We start from the raw sequence: 21955 nt of genomic DNA, 5'->3' as shown, positions 1-21955 counted from the left end.
TGCACACAATAGCAGGAAATTGGGTATATTCCCCCGCCCTGCGGGCGGGGGAATATATGGCTATCCTTTCCTATTATTTCTTTCAGAAATAATACTCTGACGCCAGGATGCTGTACATGCAGGCGTCTACAATGCCCTTGTTGCTGTGGTCGGCCTGGCGCAGGGTGCCTTCGTAAGTGAGTCCGCACTTTTCCATCACCTTGCCGGAGTTGGGGTTATTGGGATCGTGCTGGCTTTCAATGCGGTTTGCCCCCACTTCCTCAAACAAAAAGGGGATGATGGCGGAAAAGGCTTCGCTGGTAATCCCCATGTGCCACCAGCGGCTGCCAATGCAGTAGCCGATGTGTACCTTATCTGTGGCTTCATCCTGCTCCACCACGCTGATGCTGCCAATAGGCTCTCCCAGTTCCTCCAGCACAATGGCCCACTGGTAGTAAGAGGGGTTCTGATAAGAGGCTGTCCACCCCTCCAGCACCCGCTGGGCGTCCGCTATGGACTTGGCTGTGGGCCAGCGCAGGAATTCCGTCACCTTTGGGTCGCTTTCCCAATTGCGGAACATGGCCTCCTTGTCCTCCATGCGGAAGGGCCGCAGGGTAAGCCGCGGGGTCTTTATCACTTTTGTGCCTAAGTGCGTCATATGCAAACACCTCCGTAAAAACGTCATGCCATATTAAGTTTAAAAAGCAAACACAGTCCTCAAATATTTTCCGTCCCGGGAGCACGCCATGTACGCGACGGCGCACGAAAGCCGCATAAACCCTTTATGCGGCGGAAGCTTCCATCCCTGTCCCCCGCGTCTTGGGTCAAGCGTCACGCTTGCGCGTCTTGAGTGCAGCGCCGCAATGCTAAAAAGAAAGCACCGCTGTAACGCGGTGCCTATCCATGCAGTGCCCCTGCCGGGGAAAAATTACTCGGCAAAGCCAGACTCTACCAGCTTAACCAAAGCGTCTACCGCGTCCTGCTCGTCGGAGCCATCGGCAATAATACGGATGGTGACGCCGCCTACGATGCCCAGGGACAATACGCCCAGCAGGCTCTTGGCATTAACCCGTCTTTCTTCCTTCTCCACCCAGATAGAGGCCTTGAACTCATTAGCCTTCTGGATAAAGAATGTTGCAGGACGTGCATGAAGGCCCACCTGATTCTGAACCAAAACTTCCTTAGCGCACATGTACATTCACCCTCCTAGTAATTTAACAGCATAAAATAGGCTCTGGAAAAAAATCCGTCTAAAAGGCGGAAAGCTTTTGGAAATTGAGTTAATTATATCATATTTGCGGCGAACGTCAACAGATTCCAGCCAATTTTGTTTCCATGAACAGTCTATGAATTTTTTTCTAGCCTTCCTTTGTGCAGCTTGCCCGTTATGTTGAAAACTTTTTGAGGGTTTTGCGCCTTTCTGCTTCAGCCCTTCCCATACTTTTCCAGCAGATCCGGCCTGTTTTGGGCGGTGACAGCCAAAGCCTGCTCCTGCCGCCAGGCCCGGATGTTCCCGTGATGGCCGCTGAGCAGCACAGAAGGCACAGCGCGGCCCCGCCAAACCTCCGGGCGAGTATACTGGGGATATTCCAACAGCCCGGAAAAGTGGCTCTCCTCCGTAAAGCAGGCCTCCTCCGACAGCACTCCCGGCAGCATCCGGCTTACAGCATCCGCCAGAATCATGGCAGGCAGCTCCCCCCCGGTAAGCACATAATCCCCAATGGAAACCTCCTCTGCCCCATACTCGTCCAGCAGCCGCTGATCTACCCCCTCATAATGCCCGCAGAGAATCACCAGGTGGGAAAAGCCTGCCAGCTCCCTGGCCTTCCCCTGGTTCAATACAGGCCCCCTGGGAGACATATACAGGATATGCGGCAGGCTTCCCGTATGTTCTTTTATGGCGTCAATGCCCCGGGCAAAAGGTTCTGCCAGCAGCAGCATCCCCTTCCCCCCGCCGAATACGGTATCGTCCACCCTGCCTCTGGGATCCGGGGAAAAATCCCGGAGCTGGTGGCAGCAAATCTGCAAAAGGCCCTTTTTCCTGGCCCTGCCCACAATGCTTTCCCCCAGCACCGGGGGGAACAGCTCTGGAAACAGGGTGAGGATATCCATGCGCATCAGGCTTCCTCCTCCCCGCCGTCAAAGATGCCGGGAATGGGCAGCAGCCGGATCACCCCGCCCTCCAGGTCTGTCTCTTGTATCATATGTGGCACAGCCGGGAACAAATACTCTTTCCCTTCCTTTGACACAATGCGATATACGTCATTGGCCCCGGTTGGCAGAATTTCCTGTAAAACGCCGTATTCCTGCCCGGTAATGCCGTCAACAGCCCGCAGGCCAATCAAATCCTGCAAAAAGTACTGTCCTGGCGCAAGGCCCACGTCCGCCCGGTTCAGGTAGAGGATTTTTCCCCGCAAAGCGTCTCCCTGCTCCACAGAGTCCACCCCCTTCAGCCGCATAAGCAGCCTCCCCTTGTGAACCCGGGAAGCCAGCAGCCCCGCGTCCCGCTCTCCCGCGCTGTCAAAATAGAAGCGCTGTATCTTTTGCAAAAACTCCGGGGAGTCTGCCCAAGGCTCCAGGCACACCTCTCCCCGCACTCCATGGGTGCGCACAATCCTTCCCGCTTCCAAATACTGTTTCATATGCCCTCCTTGCTGCCCCTGCCTCCGGCGGCCTATTTAAGAAGCCCAACCGCATCGAAAGCGGAAGGCTTCCGGTCCGGCGGCCGGGGACTTGCTTCTGTTATGGTTTTAGAGATTCCTTTATGAGGCCCATAAGGGTTCCCTGTTCCTCTTCAAAGCCCTCGGAAAGCCGCGCTCCCGCCAGCACAGGCAGCCAGTGCAGGATTTCCTCCCCCCGCCGCCCTGTCTGGGCGCAATAGGCCTTTAAATACCCCTCTGCCAGCAGGGGCATGTGCAGGAGGTATATCATATAGGTGCGGCAGGCGTCTGCGTCCGGGTGGCCCGCTGTGGCGTTTGCCCAGTCGATAACGGTATGGCGTGCGCCGTCTGTCAGCACATTCCCTCCATGGAAATCGCCATGGCACAGGGCATTTCCCTGGGGAAGCCCTGCAAGCAGGGCGAAAAGCCTGCTTTTCTGGCTTTCCTCCAGCACATTGCCCCCTTCTATGCGGCCCCGCAGCCAGTCTGCCAGGGCAAACGGCAGGGACACCGGGGCCTGGTGTATTTCCGCCTGCAGCCGGGCCAGAATTCCCACGGCTTCCTCCCACCAGGCAGGCTCCTGCTCCAGCAGCCCATGGAGGGTTTTCCCCGGCACGCTCTCCATCTGTATGGCCGGGCAGCCTTCCACGTCTGCCACCCCATATACCGCCGGGACGGGCAGGCCCGCTTCCGCCGCCAGCGCCCCGATATACGCTTCCCGGAATACGCTTGAAATCCTGGCGCCTGCATGAAACACTTTGCAGGCTCGTCCGTCTATACTGTATACGTCTGCCCGGGCGCCCCTGCCCATTAACGCACCTGCCATTTTTTCTCCTTCCTAAAACAAAAAGCGGGCCGGTAAAGGCCCGCAAGCTTGTTTTTCCCGCTGCCCGCGTCAGTCAATCTCAACCATAATCTTCTGGTCGTTGCGGGTGGCGGCGGCACGCATAACCACGCGGATTGCCTTAGCAATGCGGCCCTGCTTGCCGATAACCCGGCCCATGTCGTCCTCTGCCACATGGAGGTGGTAGATGGTGGCGCCGTTTTCGGCTTCCTCACTGGTAATAACGATCTCTTCCGGCTTTTCTACCAGCCCGGAGGCAATGGCTTTTAATAAATCCTGCATTGTTTTAGAACGTTCCTTTCTCTATGCGTATTTTTCCCTTATGGACGTTTTTCTCAGATAACGCCGTGCTTCTTGAACAGAGCCTTCACCGTATCGGTGGGCTGGGCGCCGTTTGCAATCCACTTCTTGGCCTTCTCGGGATCAACCTTCACCACGCTAGGCTCTTCCATGGGGTTGTAATAGCCGATTTCCTCAATAAAGCGGCCGTCGCGGGGGAAGCGGGAGTCCGCCACCACAATGCGGTAAAAGGGGTTCTTCTTTGCGCCCATTCTTCTCAGTCTGATTTTCACTGCCATAATTCGTTTCCTCCAAAATAATGATAATATATGATAGGGCCTTGCGGCCTGGTCAACTAAAACGGCATTCCGCCGCCCATGCCCCGCAGCATCCTGCGGCCTTTTTTCCCGCCAAACTGCTTCATCAGCTTCTGGGTCTGCTTAAACTGGTTTAAAAGGCGGTTCACGTCCTCCACCTTCTGCCCGCAGCCTGCGGCAATGCGCCGCTTCCGGGAAGCGTTGAGGCTTTCCGGATGGGAGCGCTCATAAGGGGTCATAGAGAGGATAATGGCGGCGGTGCGATCCATCACCCGCTCGTCAATGTCCAAATCGTCCACCTTGCTGCCCATGCCGGGCAGCTTTGAGAGGATGCCTTTAATCGGCCCCATCTTCCGCACCTGCTCGAACTGCTCCAGCATATCGTTTAAGTCCAGCTTATTGTGCATCAGCCGCTCTGCCGTTTTGGCGGCTGCCTTTTCGTCCAGCTTCATCTGGGCGTCTTCAATCAGGGACAGCACGTCCCCCATGCCCAGGATGCGCCCTGCCATGCGGTCGGGATGGAAAACCTCCAGATCCCCCAGCTTTTCCCCTGTGCCTGCAAACTTGATGGGCTTGCCTGTCACAGCTTTTACAGACAGGGCCGCGCCGCCCCGGGTGTCGCCGTCCAGCTTTGTGAGGATAACGCCGGAGATGTCCAGCAGATCGTCAAAGGACTTCGCCACGTTCACAGCTTCCTGGCCTGTCATGGAGTCCACCACCAGCAGGATGTCCGTAGGCTCCACCGCCTCTTTAATGCGGCGCAGCTCCTCCATCAGCTCTTCATCAATCTGCAAGCGGCCCGCTGTATCAATAATTACATAGTCATTGCCGTAATCCTTTGCGTGCTTTACGGCTTCCTTTGCTGTAACAACCGGGTCTTGGGCGCCTTTTTCATACACCGGCGCCCCGGCTTTTTCCGCCACCACCTGTAGCTGCTTGATGGCTGCCGGGCGGTAAATATCCCCCGCCACCAGCAAGGGCCTGTGGCCCTGGGTTTTCAGCATATGGGCCAGCTTTGCGGCGTGGGTGGTTTTGCCCGCGCCCTGCAGGCCGCACATCATAATCACAGCAGGCGGGTGGGCAGGCATTTTCAGCCTTGCCTCCGCGCCCCCCATCAGGCCGGCAAGCTCTTCGTTTACAATCTTTATCACCATCTGGGCGGGGGTCAGGCTTTCCATCACCTCCGCGCCAATGGCCCGTTCTGTCACCTTGCCTGTAAATTCTTTGGCAACCTTATAGTTTACGTCCGCTTCCAGCAGCGCCAGCCGCACCTCCCGCATGGCTTCCTTTACGTCTGCCTCGCTGAGCTTGCCCTTGCTGCGCAGCTTTTTAAACGAATTGCTAAGTTTTTCCGCTAAGCCCTCAAATGCCATGGCGCTCCCTCCTCATCAGCTTTCTCCCGCAATTTCCTCTGCCTTTTCCAGAATAACCGCGGCGTTTTCGTCAATTTCCGGCACCTGCCCCTTTTGGGCGTTTTGCTCTTGTATGTTCAAGGCGCAGTCGCAGATAACCGCCAGCGCCCCCTGTATCTCCTGAAAGCGCCGGGCCAGCCCCAAACGCTCTTCCATCTCGAAAAGCTGCTGCTCCGCCCGCTTGATGGCGTCCCGCACCCCCTGCCGGGTGATGTCCCATTCCTGGGCTATCTCCGCCAGGGACAAGTCCTCATTATAATAGGCGTCTATAACCTCCCGCTGCTTCTGGGTGAGCATATCGCCGTAAAAATCCAGCAGATATGAAATTTTCAAGTCCTTTGCCATCAAAGCCACCTGCCGCTTTCTCTTTGTGTAAAGTCTTTTTCTTTACAGCTTCTTTATTATACATGAGCGGCCTTTGTTTGTCAATACACCTGTTTTCTTTTTTTAAATTTACTTTTTACTGCCCTTATGGTATAATTTACAGGCGTCTTGCAGGAAACCCTGGACGCTTATACCAATCCGGATCACCTGCCGCCCCCTGTTTTTGAAGCGCCGGATTTTTGAAAAGCCGCTGCCGGATGCGTCTGTTTCATCCAGCCTTATGCCCTGAAAAAGTGATGAACAAACTGTGAATTATGGTAAAACACGGGCAAAAAACGTCATTTTGTAAAACTTTTGTAATCTTTTATACCAAACTGCCTGTATAGAGAAAATTTCCAGGAGGGAAAAAACATGGTTTATTTTAACTGCGACTACACCGAGGGCGCCCATCCCCGGATTATGGAAAAGCTGCTGGATACAAACCTGGAGCAGACCCCGGGCTACGGCACAGATATCTACTGCGAGCAGGCCAAGGCCCTGATTTTGCAGGCCTGCCAGTGCCCCAAAGCCCAGGTGCATTTCCTGGTGGGAGGCACCCAGGTTAACTTTACCATTATCCGCGCCGCCCTGCGGCCCCACCAGGGGGTTATCGCGCCGGAAACCGGGCACATTCATGTCCATGAAACCGGCGCGGTGGAGGCCACGGGCCACAAAATCCTGGCCCTGCCCTGCGGGGTGGAGGGGAAGCTTACCGCCGCCCAGGTGGAGAAAGCTGCCGCCGAGCACTTTGCAGGCAGCATGCCTCCCGCCCATATGGTGCAGCCCAAGATGGTGTATATCTCCCAGCCTACGGAAAACGGCGCGCTGTACTCTCTGGAGGAACTGGAAGCCCTCCACACTGTCTGCCGGAAATGGGGGCTTTTCCTCTTTGCCGACGGCGCGCGCATGGGTTATGGCCTTACGGCCCGGGGCGCGGACGCGGCCCTTCCCGATATGGCCCGGCTGTGCGACGCCTTTACCATTGGCGGCACAAAATGCGGGGCGCTGTTCGGGGAGGCGGCTGTGCTTGTAAACCCGGCCCTGCAGGAGGATTTCCTCTATGCTGTGAAGCAAAACGGCGGGATGCTGGCAAAGGGACGGCTTTTGGGCCTGCAGTTTTCAGGGCTGTTTGAAAGCGGGCTGTACTATGAAATCTGCCAGAAGGCAAATGCCTTTGCCTATGAGATTGCCGATGCCTGCAAAGAAGCTGGCTTTCCCGCATACGCCCCCTCCCCCACCAACCAGCAGTTTTTTATCTTCCCGGACGATGTGCTGGAAAAGCTGCAGCAGCATTTCCATTTCTCCTTCTGGGAAAAGACAGACGAGGGGCATACCGCTGTGCGCATCTGCACAAGCTGGGCCACCACAGAGGAAAACGTGCAGGCGCTTATAAGCGCCATCAAAGCCGCCGGGGCAGAAAAATGAAAGTGCTGAGCCTGCGGGAGCCTTGGGCTTCCCTTATCCTGCTGGGGAAAAAGCGCATCGAGACAAGGAGCTAGCGGACAAACTACCGGGGGCCGCTGTGCCTCCACGCCAGCGCCGCCAGGATAAACCACAGGGATCCCCACATACAGGAACTGCTGGCCCTTATCCCCGGGGCGCCCATGGCATATGGGAAAATCCTCTGCCGCTGCGTGCTGGCAGACTGCGTGCCCATGGACGGGGCTTTCCTGGAGGAGATGGAGCGGCACAAAACAGAGAGGCTGTGCGGGGAGTATGCCCCCGGGCGGTTTGCCTGGATGCTGGAAAACATAGAACCTTTAGAGCGCCCCATCCCTGCCAAGGGGATGCTGGGGTTGTGGGAATGGGAGGGAGAAGGATGACGGAGCTGTATTTTATCCGCCACTGTGAGCCGAATTATGAAAACCATGACGACCTCACCCGGGAACTGTCCCCGAAAGGGCAGGCCGACACCGGGCTTGTCGCAGGGTATCTCCGGGACAAGAACATCAGCGCCGTGCTTTCCAGCCCTTTTAAACGGGCGGTGGACACAGTGGCACCCTTTGCCCGGGAGGCTGGCCTGCCCGTTATAACAATGGAAGATTTACGGGAGCGCCGGATAGACAGCGGCTGGATTGAAGACTTTGAAGGCTTTGCCCGCAGGCAGTGGGCAGACTTTTCCTATAAGCTTTCAGACGGGGACGCTCTGGGAGAAGTCCAGGCGCGCATGGAGGCCGCCCTGGAAAAAATCCTGACAGACTATGAGGACGGGCGGGTTGCCATCGGCTCTCATGGCACAGCCTTAAGCGTGCTGGTACACAGCCTGCGGCCCGGCTTTGGCTATGAGGGCTTCTCCCGGATACGGGGCCTGATGCCCTGGGCTGTGCATTTTACCTTCCTGGGCATGGACTGCATACGGGTGGAGGAAACAGACCTGTTTACCAGGGAAGCCAGGGAAATTTTATGAGGGGGAATACCATGCAGGGTTATAACATTATTGTGGTGTTTGATGAACGCCGGGAAAGGGTGCTGCTGTGCAGGCGGCGCAAAGAGCCGTATAAAGGGCTTTTGAACTTTGTGGGCGGCAAGATAGAGCCGGGAGAGGAAGGGCTTGCCGCCGCTTACCGGGAGCTGCGGGAGGAAACCGGGCTGGCGGAGGCGGATATTTCTCTGTTCCACTTCATGGATTTCACCTATTACCTCCATGCCCCCTGCCGGCTGGAGGTGTACGCCGGCAGGCTGAAAGGCCCCGTCCAGGTGCGGGGAGAGGAAAACCAGCTTATCTGGCAGGACGCCAAAGAGGACATGTTCGACAGAACCCGCTTTGCAGGCATGGGCAACATGGGCCATATTATGGCCCTGCTGGAGCAGGAAGAACTATAAGATTATGAGCAGGAGGAAAACCATGAGGATTCTTAAAACCATACCCGGTGTGAACGCCTTCCGGGCCTGAAGGTGGCCAGGCGGAAGCCTCTTTGGAGCGGGCGCTCCAGAGCGGAAGGCGAGCTTTAAACACACACCTTTGCAGGCCTCTTTTCATGAAATGCGGCAAGAAAAAACAAACTGAAGAAAGAGGCTTTATCTATGAAAAAAACGACTGATATGACCCAGGGCAAACCTTTAGGGCTGCTGCTGGGCTTTGCGGCGCCCCTGATGGTGGGCAGCGTGTGCCAGTTGCTCTACACCACAGCCGACAGCGCGGTGGTGGGCAGGCTGCTGGGGGTGGACGCTTTCGCGGCAGTGGGGGCGGCAGGCTTTTTGAGCATGCTGCTGTTTTGCATCATCTCCGGGCTGATTCAGGGCTTTACCATCCTGTTTGCCCAGCTATTCGGAAAAAAGCAATGGGAAACCTTGCGGGGGGCCATTGCCATGGCGGCGCTCCTTTCCGCGGGGATAGGCGTTCTGCTGACCCTTTTGGGGCTTTTCTGCGCAGAGCCTGTGCTGGCCCTTACGAAAACCCCGGAGGACATCCGGCCCCAAGCCCTGGTGTATGTCCAGTGGATTTTTGCAGGCACCCTTATCACCATGGCAAACCGGCTTTCCGGCATGCTGCTTCATGCCCTGGGCAACAGCCGCGCCCCGGTTACAGGCAGCATTGCCTCCTGCGTGCTGAACGTGGCTTTAGATCTGCTTTTCGCAGGGGTATTCCATTGGGGCGTGGCAGGAGTGGCGGCAGCCACAGTGCTGGCCCAGCTTGCCTCCTGCGGCTACTGCCTGGTGCAGTTAAGGGCGATTCCCCAGGCACAGCTCTCCCGGCAGGACTTTGCCGCCAAACCAGCCCTGCTCCGGGAGCTTATGCGGCTGGGCGGGCCTTTTGCCCTGCGGGACGGAGTTATCGCCATTGGCGGGCTGTTTGTGCAGGCGGCTATCAACAGTTATGGCAAACTTTTTGTGGCGGGGATGGCAGCGGCGGAAAAATATTTTGGCCTGCTGAACATCACAGGCAACGCGCTGGAAGGGGCCTTCTCCACCTATGCTGCCCAGAACTACGGCGCGAGCCGGATGGACAGGATGCAGGAAGGGCTGCGGTGCAGCATCCGGCTGGCCCTTATCAGCGCGGGGATTATGGATGTGCTGATGCTGGTGCTGGGCAGGCAGCTTATCGGGCTGCTGGTTTCCGGAGAGCCACAGGAGGTGCAGGCCATTACCCAGGCGGGCTACACCTATCTGCTGGTGATGGCCCTGCTGATTCCCCTTATGTTCCTTTTGTGCCTGTACCGCTCCGGGCTGCAGGGCATGGGCAGCACCTTTGCCCCCACCCTTTCCGGCTTTGTGGAACTGGGATTGCGGCTTTTATCTGTGCTGCTTCTGCCGGGGCTTTTGGGCCGCTGGGCTGTATATCTGGCAAATCCCCTGGGATGGCTGGGGGCCATGCTCCTGCTGGGGATTTCCTACCACAAGGTTTATAAGAAGCAGGCACAGGCCCTGGGGGCAGGAAAGAAGCCATTTAACTGATTTTTGCCAAGAGACAGGAAGCACAAAAGCGATAAAATACCTCTTTTGAACCAGGCGGTTCAGCCGCTTAACTTGAAAATCGGGATGTACCGATTTTCAAGTGCGTTTACTATAATCAGCAAATCTGGTTTTGCACCGTTCCGCCCAACCAAGCTTTCAGGTTATCGAACACAATCTCTGCCCGGCGCTCCAGGGCCTCCCGGGTGGCAAAGGCCACGTGGGGGGTGAGCAAGGTATTGGGAGCATTCAGCAGGGGGTGGCTGTCCGGGATAGGCGGCTCTGTTTCAAACACGTCTATGCCTGCCCCAGCAATGCGTCCGGCCTGCAGGGCCTCTGCCAGGGCGGCGTTATCCACAACAGGCCCCCGGGCTGTGTTGATAAGCATGGCTGTGGGCCTCATAAGGCCCAGCATCTCCTGGCTGATAAGACCCCTGGTGGCGTCATTTAAGGGCACATGGAGACTGACAATATCGCTTTGGGCCATCAGTTCCTCCAGGGGCAGGAAGCTTACGCCCAAAGCCTCCAGCTCCGGCTTTTTGGTGCGGCTGTGGGCCAGCACCTTCATGCCAAAGGCCAGCCCCAGCCGGATAACCGCGGCACCTATCTTTCCTGTGCCCACAACGCCCAGGGTTTTGTTGAAAAGCTCTGTGCCCACAAGCCCGTCCTTTGTGCCGCCCTGCCGCACCGCTTCGTTGCAGGGGACGATGTTCCGGGAAAGGGCCAGCATCATGCTCAGGGCAAGCTCTGCCACCGCCACATCCGAATAGCCGGAGGCGTTGGACACAGAGATGCCCTTTTCCCTGCAGCAGGCCACGTCCAGGTGATCCACCCCGGTAAAGGCCACATCTACATAGCGCAGGCGCTCACACTGGCGCAGCACCTCCCCCGGGAAGGGCAGGTTTGTGATGATGACGGCGTCTGCCTCCCGCACCCGGGGGCAAAGGGCCTCGGCGTTTTGGGGCCTGTCGCCAAAGGCTTCTACCTCATGGCCCATGGCCCGGATTTCCTCCAGGCAGCTTTCCAGCAGCTCCTGCCGGATGCCCAGGGGTTCCGCAAGCACAATTTTCATGTTTTTTCCTCCTCACAGTTTGCTTTTATAATAATCCCGCCAGTTTCCTGCTGGTTACTGGCTGTTCAGATAGGCCACATATTCCTCCAGGCACATGGATCGCTGCTGCATGGCGGCGGCATTGGCGCTGCCCACATACCGGATGACTGTGGGATCCGGCTTCATGCCTGTCATGTTCAGCTTGCCCTCGGGGTAACGGAAAACAAAGCCGTATTTCCCCATGTTGTTCCGCAGCCAGGAATAGGTTTTGGAGTCTCCGAAGGTTTCCGGGGAACCGGAAACCCGGACGCACAGCCCTGTTTGAAAATCGCTTTGGCCTGCGGCGGGCTGGATGCTGGCGGCCTCTGTCTTTGCCATTACCGCTGTCAGGCCCTCGTCCCCATTCATCAGCTCGTCCACCAGTTCGTCAAAACGCCTGCCCTGCTCCTCATAGGATACATATCCCTCTGTAAAGGTAAGGGCCAGGCCGTCCTCCTGGGCGGCGGCTGTCATCTGCCGGAGTGCGTCGGCTATGCGGGCATCTACCGCCACGCTCTCCGCTGTGTAGAGGACTGGCTCAAAGCCCTCCTCCGCAGGGGTTGTCCGGTTTATGACAAACAGGCACATGTCGTTGTCGTAAACCGGCAGGCCCATATCGTCATATACGGGCAGGGGGGCCATGCTGCCTGTGAGGAGGGGATCCTCCTCTGTAACGCTGGGGGGCAGGATGAACTCCCGCTGGAAATAGGGGATGAGGTAGCTCCACACAAAAAGCGCCGCCGCCCCCAGGGAAACCAGGACAGCCAGCACCGACACCACCCGCATCCAGACTTTAATGCGCCGGGCCTTGTGGTTTTGAATCTGCTTGTCCCGGGAGACAAAAATGTTCCGCCCTGCCGGGCTGATATCCAAAATGTGGTTTGTGCTTCTTAAAAACTGCCTTTTCTGCCGCCTGCGCCGCAAGGCCCTTCCCCCTTTCTCTCCCTGTTTGAGGCACGCCGCCCCTTTGCGCTGTTACCTGTCTGTGCGGAAGGTGAACAGATCTGCCGGGGTACCGTCGTCATAGGCGATGTCCGCCCGGCTTTCCAATTTGAAATTGCCGCCTGTGAAGCCGCTTACCACCTTGTCCCAGAAAACTACGGAACTCTCGTTGCGGGGAGTGCGCTTGAGTTGCCACAGGCCGGGAAAGCGGCGGAAAAGCTCGTAAGCCGCCCATGTGCCCAAGCCGCAACGGCGATACTTGTACATCACAAAAAATTCGGACATGCAGTAGTCCAGAGGATCCCCCGCCTCGGGATAGTCGTTTACCATGGCAAAGCCCGCTAGCTTCCCGTCCGCTTTAAGAAAAAAGGCCCAACGGCCCTTTTCCGTCCAGTAGTTGTCCAGGTAGCTGTAGCCGTAAAGCCCTAAATCGTTTATATCTGCGCCGTCATACTGGGAGAATTCATAATTATATTTTTCCAAAAGGTTCCGGAGGATCTCCTTCTGATCTACCGTTACCTGCTCTATTGAAAATTGCATAGCTTTACCTCTCCAAAACTTGGTTTTCGGTTCAAACATTCCCAAAGGGAATGTTTCCCCTTCTTTCCAAAAGGGGTTGCGGGGTTCTTAGGGGCAGCGGCCCTAAGCCACTGGAGGCCTACTCCACGCCTTCCCGCAGGGCGTTCTGGCTCTGGGCGGTGAGGTAGGCGTTGATAAAGCCGTCCAGGTCGCCGTCCATCACCGCATTTACGTTGCCGGTTTCAAAGCCTGTGCGGTGATCCTTCACCATGGTGTAGGGCATGAACACATAGGAGCGTATCTGGCTGCCCCAGGTGATTTCCTTCTGCTCCCCTTTGATGTCGCTGATTTTCTCCAGGTTTTCCCGCTCCTTGATTTCCACCAGCTTGGAAATGAGCATCTTCATGGCCACGTCCCGGTTCTGGTACTGGCTGCGCTCCACCTGGCAGGAAACCACAATGCCTGTGGGGATGTGGATAAGCCGCACAGCGGAAGAGGTCTTGTTGACCTTCTGGCCCCCCGCGCCGGAGGCCCGGTACACTTCCATCTTGATATCGTCAGGGTTTATCTCCACAGAGTTATCTTCCTCAATTTCCGGCATGACCTCCAAAGAGGAGAAGGAGGTGTGCCTGCGGCCCGCGGCGTCAAAGGGGGAAACCCGCACCAGCCGGTGGACGCCCGCCTCGCTTTTCAGATACCCATAGGCGTTTTCCCCTTCCACCAGGATGGAGGCAGATTTCAGGCCAGCCTCGTCCCCGTCCAGGTAATCCAGGGTGGTAACCTTATACCCCTTGCTTTCCGACCAGCGGGTATACATGCGGAAAAGCATCTCTGCCCAGTCCTGGGCTTCGGTGCCGCCGGATCCGGCGTGGAAGGTTAAAATGGCGTTGTTGCTGTCATATTCCCCGGTGAGCAGGGTGGAAAGCCGCATGGCTGCGGTCTGCTCCCGGATGGCTTCCATCTCCCCCTGGATTTCTTCCAGCAGGGACAGATCTTCTGCCTCGTCCCCCATTTCCACAAGGGCCAAGCAGTCGTCCAGGCGGGCCGCCAGCTTCTGATATCCCTCGTCTTTGGCTTTCAGCCCCGCCATGCGCTGGGTAACTTTCTGGGCCTCCTGCATGTTGTCCCAGAACCCAGGCTCCGCGGATTTGTGCTCCAGCATTTCCACTTCTTCCCGGAGCTTGGGCAGCCCCAAGGCTTCCTCCAGCTTTGCCAGGGCTTCCTGCTGTTCCTCCAGTTGACGCTTACATTCTTCAAATTGCAGCATATAGCTTCCTCCCGGTGAAGGTTATAGTCAACACACTGGAAAACGGGCAAGATATTTTCCGCGTGTTGGATAATGAGCCTGTATTTTTCCTTAAGCCCGCCCTGGGGGCAGGCAGTACTCTGTTAATGATAGCAAATCAGGCCGGAAATGTAAAGGCGGTAGCGGTAAAAAAGAGTGTCCAAACCCGGAAGAAAGCCGGGACAGGGAGGTATTCCCATGGGGAAAGGAGGAGGGATGGGGTGTTTTTGACAGGATTTTGCAAACAATTTATTAACAGACTGAAAATTAAATGGGATTGCATTGCGCTTTCCCGGAGAATCGTGTACAATACCAGATAAGAAAAGAAATCACGACACCTGCTAGAGTCTGTTTTAAAACCAGAGAAATGCCAGTATTTTTGTTCAGGGCGGTCAGATTCCAGAAAAAAACCGCAAGCCAACCTGCCGGTTGGCGAGGATTTTTGACGCAGAAGATGGCCGCTTTGGGGTAAAAAGACAGCGTTTTCGATTTTTCAAACAAGACCTAAAATACAAAGAAGGAATGGCTTTGGCAATGCTGGATTATACCCATATCAAATGCCCTGTCTGCGGCGACGCCTTTAAAGAGGACGATGACATTGTGGTCTGCCCCCAGTGCGGCGCACCCTATCACCGGGCATGTTACCAGGAAAAAGGCAAGTGCATTTTTGACGATCTCCATGAGGCTGGGAAGGAGTGGGCGCCGCCTGCGCCCCCCCCGCCTAAGGTTGAACCCTCGGCGGAAATCAAGGACAGGGAGTGCCCGGCCTGCGGCACCCTCAACAGCCACAGCGCCCTGTTCTGCAACCGCTGCGGCACGTCCCTTTTGGGCGCGGGCCAGCCGGATCAGAAGCCGCCCCAGGCGCCCCCTCCCTTTGTAAGCCCTGCGCCGCCTGTCTCCCGCAATGCCTATGGCGGCGTGGTGCCCCCCTTCTCCTTTGATCCCATGGGCGGCGTCAGCCCGGCAGAGCTTCTGGACGAAGGCATAAGCTTTGGGGACGCTTCCAAGTTTGTGAGGCAGAACACCACCTATTATATGCCTGTGTTCCGGTATATCAAGCAAACCGGGCGCAACAAGTTCAGCTTTTCCGCCTTCCTCTTTTCCGGGGCCTGGCTGCTGTACCGCAAGCAGTATAAAACCGGGGCGCTGGTGGCGGGGCTGATGTTCTGCCTGTATCTCGCTTACCTGCTGGCAACGGTTTTTGTCTCCGCCCCGCTGCTGGCGGAGCTTGCCGGGCAGGTGGGCATGGACATTACCCAAGGGTTCTCCCCCACCAACGAGCAGATGCTGGCTATCAGCCAATTGGTGGCAAACGACCTTACCATGTATTTAAAAATTTCCCTCCCCCTTTTGTGCCTGCTCGCCATGCTGGTGGTGATGATTGTGGTGGGGGTGCGGGGCAACAAAATGTATATGCGCCACTGTGTGCGCCAGGTGCGGCAGATAAAAGAGCATGGCGCCCGGGGAAGCGATGTTTCCCTTACTTTGGAGGCAAAGGGCGGGGTGAACATCTCCATTGCGGTATGCATGTTTGTGTGCTATGTGCTGCTGGTAAACGTGGTGCCCCTGCTGCTGTAGCAGCCTCCCCGCCATTAGGGTGTGTCCACATAAGATGAGTGCGCGGATTTTCGAGCAAAATTTTACAGGATTCAAGGCGAAGAACCGCAAGAAACACTTTCGTATTTCGAGGATTCTTAACACAGAAGCCTGTAGGATTTGCCAAAAAGACGTGTGCATCAGCTTAATGCGAACACGCCCTAAGAACCCGGACGCGCTGCGGGCTGGGTTTGAAATCTGCAAAAAGGAGCCGAAAGCCTTATGAAAAAGATACGCAAGGCGGTGATACCCGCCGCGGGCCTTGGCACCAGGGTGCTGCCGGCCACCAAGGCCATGCCCAAGGAAATGCTGCCCATTGTGGACAAGCCTGCCATACAGTATATTGTGGAGGAGGCCGCCGCTTCGGGCATTGAAGATATCCTGATTATCACAAACCGGGGCAAGGGCCTTCTGGAGGATCACTTTGACCGCGCCCCTGAGCTGGAAGATCGCCTTATGGGCAGCCCTGAAAAGGAGGCCATGCTGGAGCAGGTGGTAGCCCTTTCTAGGCTTGCCAATATCTACTATGTGCGCCAGAAGGAGACAAAGGGCCTGGGCCACGCGGTGAGTTGCGCCCGCAGCTTTGTGCAGGGGGAGCCTTTTGCCGTGCTCTATGGGGATGATGTGATTTTCGGGAAGGATCCAGTGTGCGCCCAACTGATACGGGCCTATGAGTCCTATGGCGTTGGCGTTGTGGGGGTAAAAGAGGTTTCCCCGGAGGCCATCCGGAAATATTCTTCTTTAAAGGTGGAGCCGCTGCGGGACAACCTGTTCCGCTGTACGGATATGATTGAAAAGCCCGCTCCCGGCCAGGAGTTTTCCCTCTATTCCATTCTGGGGCGCTGCGTACTCCCGCCGGAAATTTTTGACATTCTGGACGATACGCCTCCAGGCGCGGGAGGGGAAATCCAGCTTACAGACGCCATGCGCACCCTGGCCCGCCGGGACGGCATGACTGCTGTGGACTTTACCGGCACCCGCTATGATATGGGCAGCAAGCTGGGGATTATGCAGGCCAGCGTGGAGGCTGCCCTGGCCCATCCGGAAATCGGGACAGATTTCCGGGCCTATTTGAAGGAGCTTTCCAAAAGCTTATAAGGCAAAAAGAAAGAAGCAGGTTCTTTTTAGGGAACCGCTTCTTTTTTATGCCCATGGCCCTATGACAGGAACCCCTCTATAATGGCCTGTTCCGCTTCCGCCTGGGAAAGCCCCAAGGTGCGCAGCTTTAAAATCTGCTCTCCCGCAATCCTGCCGATGGCGGCCTCGTGTATCAGGGCAGCTTCGGCATGGCGGGCGCAGAGGCTGGGGACGGCGTCCACCTGGGCACACTCCGACACCAGTGCGTCGCAGGCGGAGTGGCCCTTGCAGGGGGCATTGCCTGTTATCCGGGAGGAAAAGCTTTGGCGGGAATACGCCCGGGCAACGGCCCGGGAAGCCAGCTCCGCCGCTGCCCCAGCCCCGTCCAGCCGCACCGTAAAGGCGGACTTCGCCTGTTCCCTGCCCTGTGTCACCAGCCGCTCCACCAGGAAAAACCTGGCCCTTTCCGCCAGCACTGCTTTCGTGCTCCGGCTGGCTCTGCCCACCCCGCCCAACTGGGCTGTGTCCATTTCCAGCAGGGCGCTTTCCTCCAGGTATATTTCTGTTTCCGGGCTGATGGCGCGCAGGGCTTCATCGCCGCTGCCTGCGTGCTTTTCCACATACCGCACCTGGGCGCCCGGCCCCAGAAAAAAGCGGTGTATGCCGCTGTGCCGGGCAGGCTCCCCATTTTCCGTATGTATCCCGCAGCCAGCCACAATGGTGGCCCTGGCCCCTGCCGCTATATGGAAATCGTTATAAACCAGGTCGTCTATGCCCCCGTCTGTTATGCAGGCCGGCACTGCCACCGTCTCCCCTGCGCAGCCAGGCAGAATGTGGATGTCAAGCCCGGGCAGCCCCTCCTTGGGGGCAATCTCCACAAACCGGGTGGAGCGCATTTCCACGCAGGCCCCATTTTCCCGCAGGCTGCAGGCCCCTTCCCACTTTCCTTTCCAGCCTGCCACAGTTTCCAGAAGCTTTTTTGTAATGCTGTTCATAGGGATACCGCCTCTCCCCTGCCGCAGCCAGGGCAGGAAAGGCTGAGCCTGGGCAGCACCTTTGCCGGAGGGCCTTGCTCTATTATCCGGCCTTTTTCCAGCACCAGGATTTCATCTGCCGTTTCCAGAAGCCGCTCCTGGTGGGACACAAGCAGCAAGGATTTGCCTCCCTGCCGCTTTAATGCCTTAAAAACCGAAACCAGCCCGGAAAAGCTCCACAGGTCAATGCCCGCTTCCGGCTCATCAAAAAGCAGGAGCCTGCCTTTTCTCGCCAGCACTGTGGAAATTTCCAGCCGCTTCATCTCCCCGCCGGAAAGGCTGCCGTCCGCCTGGCGGCCCAGGTATTCCCGGCCGCACAGGCCTGCTTGCGCTAAAAGGGCGCAGGCCTGCTCCTGGAAAAGGGGGCGTCCAGCCGCCAGCTCCAGCAGCCGCCCTACGGTGAAGCCCTTAAACCGCACCGGCTGCTGAAAGGCAAGGCACACACCCTTTTTGGCCCGGGCCGTCACGTCCAGGCTGGAAATGTCCTCCCCTTCCAGCAGGATTTCCCCGCCGGCTGGGCGCTCCAGCCCCGCGATGATTTTCAGCAGGGTGCTTTTCCCGCTGCCGTTCGGCCCAGTGACAGCCGTAAAGCCGCCTGCTTTTACTTGTAGGCTCACCCTGTCCAGCACCTGCTCCCCGCCGGGGGCCTGCCATGAAATATCCCGCACCTCCAGCATCCTCCGGCTCCTTTCCCAGGCTTTTTGCGCCTTATTCTTTTGGCAGGTTCAGCGCCCGCATGGCGTTGAGGATTGCCAGCACCGCCACCCCCACGTCGGCAAAAACCGCTTCCCACATGTTGGAAAGCCCCATGGCGCTGAGGATAAGCACCAGTCCCTTTACCGTCAGGGCAAAGATAATATTCTGCCTCACAATGCCCAGGGTGCGCCGGGAAATCTTCATGGCCTGGGCGATTTTCGAGGGCTTATCGTCCATCAGCACAATGTCCGCGGCCTCTATGGCAGCGTCTGAGCCAAGCCCTCCCATGGCAATGCCGATATCTGCCCGGGAGAGCACAGGGGCATCATTAATGCCGTCCCCCACAAAGGCCAGCTTCCCCTTTGCTGTTTTCTGCTGGAGAAGCGCCTCCACCTTTTCCACCTTATCCCCGGGCAGGAGCTGGGTGTACACAGCGTCCAGGCCCAGCTCCCGCGCAACGCCTTCCCCCACCTCTTTGCGATCCCCAGTGAGCATAACAGTCTGCCGGATGCCCTGGGCTTTCAGGGCCTTGATGGCCTCAGCCGCGTCTGGCTTTACCTCGTCCGCAATGACCAGATAGCCCTTGTAAGCGCCGTCTGCCGCCACATGCACCGCTGTGCCCACCCTGGTGCAGGGGGTGTATGATATGCCCAGCTCCTCCATCAGCTTATCATTGCCTGCGCACACAGTTCTGCCGTCTATCACTGCCTGCACGCCCCGACCGGAAAGCTCCTGGGTTTCCGTAACGCGGCCCTGCTCCGGCTCTTTGCCCCAGGCTTCCTTTAAGGAGCGAGAAATGGGATGGTCGGAATAGCTTTCCGCCAGGGCCGCCAGCTCCAGCAGCTCCTCCTGGGTGCAGCCATGGGGGGCAAAGCCTGCCACGCGGAACACGCCCTGGGTGAGGGTGCCGGTTTTATCGAACACCATGCTTTCTGTTTTGGCTAAGGCCTCCAGGTAATTGCCGCCTTTCACCAGAATCCCCTGGCGGGAAGCGCCGCCAATGCCCCCGAAAAAGCTTAAGGGCACAGAAATCACCAGGGCGCAGGGGCAGGAAACCACCAGGAAGACAAGGGCGCGCTGCACCCAGCCTCCCCATCCGCCCCCTGTAAACAGGGGAGGCAGCACTGCCAGGGCTGCCGCTGCGCACACCACAATGGGGGTGTAATACCGGGCAAAACGGGTGATGAAATTCTCTGCCTTGGCCTTCTTGCTGCTGGAATTTTCCACCAAGTCCAATATTTTAGAGACAGTGGATTCCTCAAAGGGCTTTGTCACCTCTACCCGCAGCAGGCCGCTGACATTTACACAGCCGCTGGTAACAGCGTCTCCCGCCTCCACCTCCCGGGGCAGGGATTCTCCTGTTAAGGCCGCTGTGTTCAGGGCGGAACTGCCCTCCCGCACAATGCCGTCCAGAGGCACCCGCTCTCCTGGCTTCACAATGATGATATCCCCCACTGCCACGTCCTCTGGGTCAACCTGCTCCAGGGCGCCGCCCCGTTCAATGTTGGCGTAATCCGGGCGGATGTCCATGAGGGAGGCAATGGACTTCCGGGATTTCCCCACCGCGTAGCTTTGGAACAACTCCCCTACCTGGTAGAACAGCATGACAAACACGGCTTCCGGGTATTCCCCGTCCCCAAAGAATCCAGTACAGAAGGCTCCTACTGTTGCCAGGGCCATCAGGAAGTTTTCATCAAACACCTGGCCGTGGCAGATGTTTATCACGGCCCGCCACAGCACATCCCAGCCAATGGTGAAATAGGCTGGCAGGAACAAAAGGAACCGCCAAGGCCCCTCCAGGGGTATGAGCACTGCCGCAATCAGCAGCACCCCGCTTATAAGTATGCGCAAGAGCATCTTTTTTTGCTTCCCAGTCATAGAAAATCGCCATGCGATACAGGATTTACACAAAGAGACGGAAAAAAACGGCCCTTTATGCCCGGTATCGTTCCTTTCTTCCATATTTTTTGCAAATTTCCTTGCTCAGTTTCCCTTCCCCATCAGCGGACTATCTGGCAGTCTGGTTCCACCTTTTTGCACACCTTTACGATTTGATCCAGTATTTCCTCAAAACGGCTGTCGTCTGCCTCCACCGTAAGCCGCTGGGACATAAAGCTTACAGTGGCGTCCTGCACCCCGTCTATTTTGCGGATGGCGTTTTCCATCTTTGCAGCGCAGTTGGCGCAATCCAAATCGACCATTTTAAATTTTTTCTTCATACAAAAGCCCTCCAAAATCTGAAAATTTATTCGGTCACATGCTCCATGCCCTGATCCAGCATGGCCCGGACATGGTCATCTGCCAGGGAGTAAAACACAGTTTTGCCCTCCCGGCGGTATTTCACCAGCTTGCTCTTTTTCAGCACCTGGAGCTGGTGGGAAATGGCAGACTGGGTCATGCCCAGAAGCTGGGCAATGTCGCACACGCACATTTCCGCCTCGAACAGCACATAGAGGATGCGGATGCGGGTGGAGTCCCCGAAAATCTTGAACAGCTCTGCCAAATCGAAAAGCTCCTCTTCCCCTGGCATGGCTCCCATTACCTGATCCACTACCGCCTGGTGTACGTACAGGAATTCGCAGCGGGGGGCAGTTTCCCGGTTTTCCATATCCAATCATCCTTTCATATGAGCAATTGTTCATATATAGTATACACAAACACCGGCAGGCTGTCAACCCCGCCTGCCGGCTTTTTGAAATTTTATTTTAGGGCGTATGCGCGGATTTTCCGGTTCCTCTGCTTTACGGCGCTTTGTCGAAAGAGGGGTTGAAGGCGTAGAAGTTCTTGGAATCCAGCTTGTCGGTGACAATGCGGAGGCCCTCGCCGAAGCGCTGGAAGTGCACGATCTCCCGCTCCCGCAGGAACTTGATGGGATCCCGCACGTCCGGGTCGTCGGCAAAGCGCAGGATGTTGTCATAGGTCATGCGGGCCTTCTGCTCCGCGCTCAGATCCTCGTTCAGGTCGGCAATGGTGTCCCCGGTCACCGCGAAGGTTGCGGCGCTGAAGGGCGCGCCGGAAGCCGCTACCGGATACACGCCAGTGGTGTGATCCACAAAATAGGCGTCAAAGCCCGCCTCCTGTATCTGCTCCGGAGTCAGATCCCGGGTAAGCTGGTAGACAATAGTGCCTACCATTTCCAGGTGGGCCAGTTCTTCGGTGCCTACATTGTGCTCAGAAATGTTCCAAATCAAGCCCTATACGGACAAGCCCGGTGCTTTCGGCCTATCTGTACATAGCTTTGTCAGCTATGAAAGAATCGGCAAGCAGGAGGAGGAAAGATACAGGAAAGGCGGCAGAAAGCCTTATTTCATCGAGCTTGGCGGTACTCCGAGATGGATAAACCTCTATGCGGTAGCGGATGCGGATGTCTATTATAACTATGAAGCGTGAGAAAAAGAGCTTGTCTGAAAGAAGTTGGACAAGCTCTTTTTCTGTACTAAACTACACAACTGAATAATTAGGATTGATTG

Annotated in this window: 27 protein-coding genes; 8 read left to right on the top strand and 19 right to left on the bottom strand. The window is 56.9% G+C overall.

Translation table 11 applies throughout. From position 1 onward, the window contains the following. Window positions 1-82: 82 nt before the first annotated feature. The 9 genes from VSQ30_RS07100 to ylxM form a co-directional block, all read right to left on the bottom strand. Window positions 83-637, bottom strand: coding sequence for a GNAT family N-acetyltransferase (locus VSQ30_RS07100; RefSeq protein WP_334463035.1), 555 nt, complete (start codon window positions 635-637; stop codon window positions 83-85). Window positions 638-907: 270 nt separating this feature from the next. Then, a complete protein-coding gene (locus VSQ30_RS07095) occupies window positions 908-1171 on the bottom strand; it encodes an HPr family phosphocarrier protein (protein WP_160577729.1) in 264 nt (87 codons plus the stop codon). Between the two features lie 233 nt (window positions 1172-1404). Then, a complete protein-coding gene (trmD, locus tag VSQ30_RS07090; RefSeq protein ID WP_334463032.1) occupies window positions 1405-2097 on the bottom strand; it encodes a tRNA (guanosine(37)-N1)-methyltransferase TrmD in 693 nt (230 codons plus the stop codon). Then, window positions 2097-2621 carry a ribosome maturation factor RimM gene (gene rimM, locus VSQ30_RS07085; protein WP_160641119.1) on the bottom strand — a complete coding sequence of 175 codons (525 nt, stop codon included), beginning with the start codon at window positions 2619-2621 and terminating at the stop codon, window positions 2097-2099. The genes trmD and rimM overlap by 1 nt, the downstream gene beginning before the upstream one ends. A 100-nt stretch (window positions 2622-2721) precedes the next feature. Then, on the bottom strand, window positions 2722-3465 hold the full coding sequence (locus tag VSQ30_RS07080; protein ID WP_334463029.1) for a phosphotransferase family protein: 744 nt from the start codon (window positions 3463-3465) through the stop codon (window positions 2722-2724). 69 nt (window positions 3466-3534) lie between these two features. Beyond that, entirely contained in the window at window positions 3535-3765 is a 231-nt protein-coding gene (locus tag VSQ30_RS07075; protein ID WP_160577725.1) for a KH domain-containing protein, read from the bottom strand. Window positions 3766-3818: 53 nt separating this feature from the next. Then, entirely contained in the window at window positions 3819-4061 is a 243-nt protein-coding gene (rpsP, locus tag VSQ30_RS07070; RefSeq protein ID WP_160641117.1) for a 30S ribosomal protein S16, read from the bottom strand. Between the two features lie 56 nt (window positions 4062-4117). Continuing rightward, window positions 4118-5452 (bottom strand): signal recognition particle protein, encoded by a 1335-nt coding sequence (gene ffh, locus VSQ30_RS07065; RefSeq protein ID WP_160641116.1) that lies wholly within the window; start codon window positions 5450-5452, stop codon window positions 4118-4120. 15 nt (window positions 5453-5467) lie between these two features. Beyond that, window positions 5468-5836, bottom strand: coding sequence for a YlxM family DNA-binding protein (gene ylxM, locus VSQ30_RS07060; RefSeq protein ID WP_160641127.1), 369 nt, complete (start codon window positions 5834-5836; stop codon window positions 5468-5470). 390 nt (window positions 5837-6226) lie between these two features. Here ylxM and VSQ30_RS07055 point away from each other — a divergent pair, with 390 nt between their 5' ends. From VSQ30_RS07055 to VSQ30_RS07035, 5 genes are all read left to right on the top strand, one after another. Next, window positions 6227-7279, top strand: a complete 1053-nt coding sequence (locus VSQ30_RS07055) for a threonine aldolase family protein (RefSeq protein ID WP_334463021.1) — start codon at window positions 6227-6229, stop codon at window positions 7277-7279. A gap of 179 nt (window positions 7280-7458) precedes the next feature. Continuing rightward, window positions 7459-7677 carry a hypothetical protein gene (locus VSQ30_RS07050; protein ID WP_334463019.1) on the top strand — a complete coding sequence of 73 codons (219 nt, stop codon included), beginning with the start codon at window positions 7459-7461 and terminating at the stop codon, window positions 7675-7677. Further along, window positions 7674-8261, top strand: a complete 588-nt coding sequence (locus VSQ30_RS07045) for a histidine phosphatase family protein (RefSeq protein WP_334463017.1) — start codon at window positions 7674-7676, stop codon at window positions 8259-8261. The genes VSQ30_RS07050 and VSQ30_RS07045 overlap by 4 nt, the downstream gene beginning before the upstream one ends. Window positions 8262-8272: 11 nt before the next feature. Beyond that, window positions 8273-8677, top strand: a complete 405-nt coding sequence (locus VSQ30_RS07040) for an NUDIX hydrolase (protein ID WP_334463015.1) — start codon at window positions 8273-8275, stop codon at window positions 8675-8677. A gap of 201 nt (window positions 8678-8878) precedes the next feature. Beyond that, window positions 8879-10249 (top strand): MATE family efflux transporter, encoded by a 1371-nt coding sequence (locus VSQ30_RS07035; protein WP_334463012.1) that lies wholly within the window; start codon window positions 8879-8881, stop codon window positions 10247-10249. A gap of 115 nt (window positions 10250-10364) precedes the next feature. Here VSQ30_RS07035 and VSQ30_RS07030 read toward each other — a convergent pair whose 3' ends face one another. The 4 genes from VSQ30_RS07030 to prfB all read right to left on the bottom strand — a co-directional run bounded on the left by VSQ30_RS07030 (window position 10365) and on the right by prfB (window position 14064). After that, window positions 10365-11318, bottom strand: coding sequence for a 2-hydroxyacid dehydrogenase (locus VSQ30_RS07030; protein ID WP_334463010.1), 954 nt, complete (start codon window positions 11316-11318; stop codon window positions 10365-10367). 54 nt (window positions 11319-11372) lie between these two features. Beyond that, window positions 11373-12260, bottom strand: a complete 888-nt coding sequence (locus VSQ30_RS07025; RefSeq protein WP_334463008.1) for a M15 family metallopeptidase — start codon at window positions 12258-12260, stop codon at window positions 11373-11375. 51 nt (window positions 12261-12311) lie between these two features. Then, window positions 12312-12818 (bottom strand): GNAT family N-acetyltransferase, encoded by a 507-nt coding sequence (locus tag VSQ30_RS07020; RefSeq protein ID WP_334463007.1) that lies wholly within the window; start codon window positions 12816-12818, stop codon window positions 12312-12314. 118 nt (window positions 12819-12936) lie between these two features. Continuing rightward, entirely contained in the window at window positions 12937-14064 is a 1128-nt protein-coding gene (prfB, locus tag VSQ30_RS07015; RefSeq protein WP_334463006.1) for a peptide chain release factor 2, read from the bottom strand. A 552-nt stretch (window positions 14065-14616) separates the two neighbouring features. On the opposite strand from prfB, the gene VSQ30_RS07010 reads away from it, so the two are divergent. Then, window positions 14617-15660, top strand: coding sequence for an RING finger protein (locus VSQ30_RS07010; RefSeq protein ID WP_334464816.1), 1044 nt, complete (start codon window positions 14617-14619; stop codon window positions 15658-15660). Window positions 15661-15900: 240 nt separating this feature from the next. After that, on the top strand, window positions 15901-16776 hold the full coding sequence (locus tag VSQ30_RS07005; protein WP_334463005.1) for a UTP--glucose-1-phosphate uridylyltransferase: 876 nt from the start codon (window positions 15901-15903) through the stop codon (window positions 16774-16776). Between the two features lie 59 nt (window positions 16777-16835). Here the strand turns inward: VSQ30_RS07005 and VSQ30_RS07000 are convergent, their stop codons facing one another. From VSQ30_RS07000 to VSQ30_RS06975, 6 genes are all read right to left on the bottom strand, one after another. Continuing rightward, window positions 16836-17750 (bottom strand): SufB/SufD family protein, encoded by a 915-nt coding sequence (locus tag VSQ30_RS07000; protein ID WP_334463002.1) that lies wholly within the window; start codon window positions 17748-17750, stop codon window positions 16836-16838. Continuing rightward, on the bottom strand, window positions 17747-18466 hold the full coding sequence (locus tag VSQ30_RS06995) for an ATP-binding cassette domain-containing protein (protein ID WP_334463000.1): 720 nt from the start codon (window positions 18464-18466) through the stop codon (window positions 17747-17749). The genes VSQ30_RS07000 and VSQ30_RS06995 overlap by 4 nt, the downstream gene beginning before the upstream one ends. Before the next feature lie 31 nt (window positions 18467-18497). After that, window positions 18498-20363, bottom strand: a complete 1866-nt coding sequence (locus tag VSQ30_RS06990; RefSeq protein ID WP_334462999.1) for a heavy metal translocating P-type ATPase — start codon at window positions 20361-20363, stop codon at window positions 18498-18500. Window positions 20364-20485: 122 nt separating this feature from the next. Next, window positions 20486-20704, bottom strand: coding sequence for a cation transporter (locus VSQ30_RS06985; protein ID WP_160641101.1), 219 nt, complete (start codon window positions 20702-20704; stop codon window positions 20486-20488). Window positions 20705-20730: 26 nt separating this feature from the next. Further along, window positions 20731-21093 (bottom strand): ArsR/SmtB family transcription factor, encoded by a 363-nt coding sequence (locus VSQ30_RS06980; RefSeq protein ID WP_334462998.1) that lies wholly within the window; start codon window positions 21091-21093, stop codon window positions 20731-20733. Window positions 21094-21226: 133 nt separating this feature from the next. Continuing rightward, entirely contained in the window at window positions 21227-21676 is a 450-nt protein-coding gene (locus VSQ30_RS06975) for a manganese catalase family protein (protein ID WP_334462997.1), read from the bottom strand. Here VSQ30_RS06975 and VSQ30_RS06970 point away from each other — a divergent pair. Beyond that, entirely contained in the window at window positions 21663-21875 is a 213-nt protein-coding gene (locus VSQ30_RS06970) for a hypothetical protein (RefSeq protein WP_334462995.1), read from the top strand. The genes VSQ30_RS06975 and VSQ30_RS06970 overlap by 14 nt on opposite strands. Window positions 21876-21955: the final 80 nt, after the last annotated feature.

This window comes from Acutalibacter sp. JLR.KK004 (assembly GCF_036941085.1).
Lineage (GTDB): Bacteria > Bacillota > Clostridia > Oscillospirales > Acutalibacteraceae > Acutalibacter.
The sequence above is the reverse complement of the archived record's forward strand: the minus strand, read 5'-3'. Positions and strand labels throughout refer to the sequence as shown.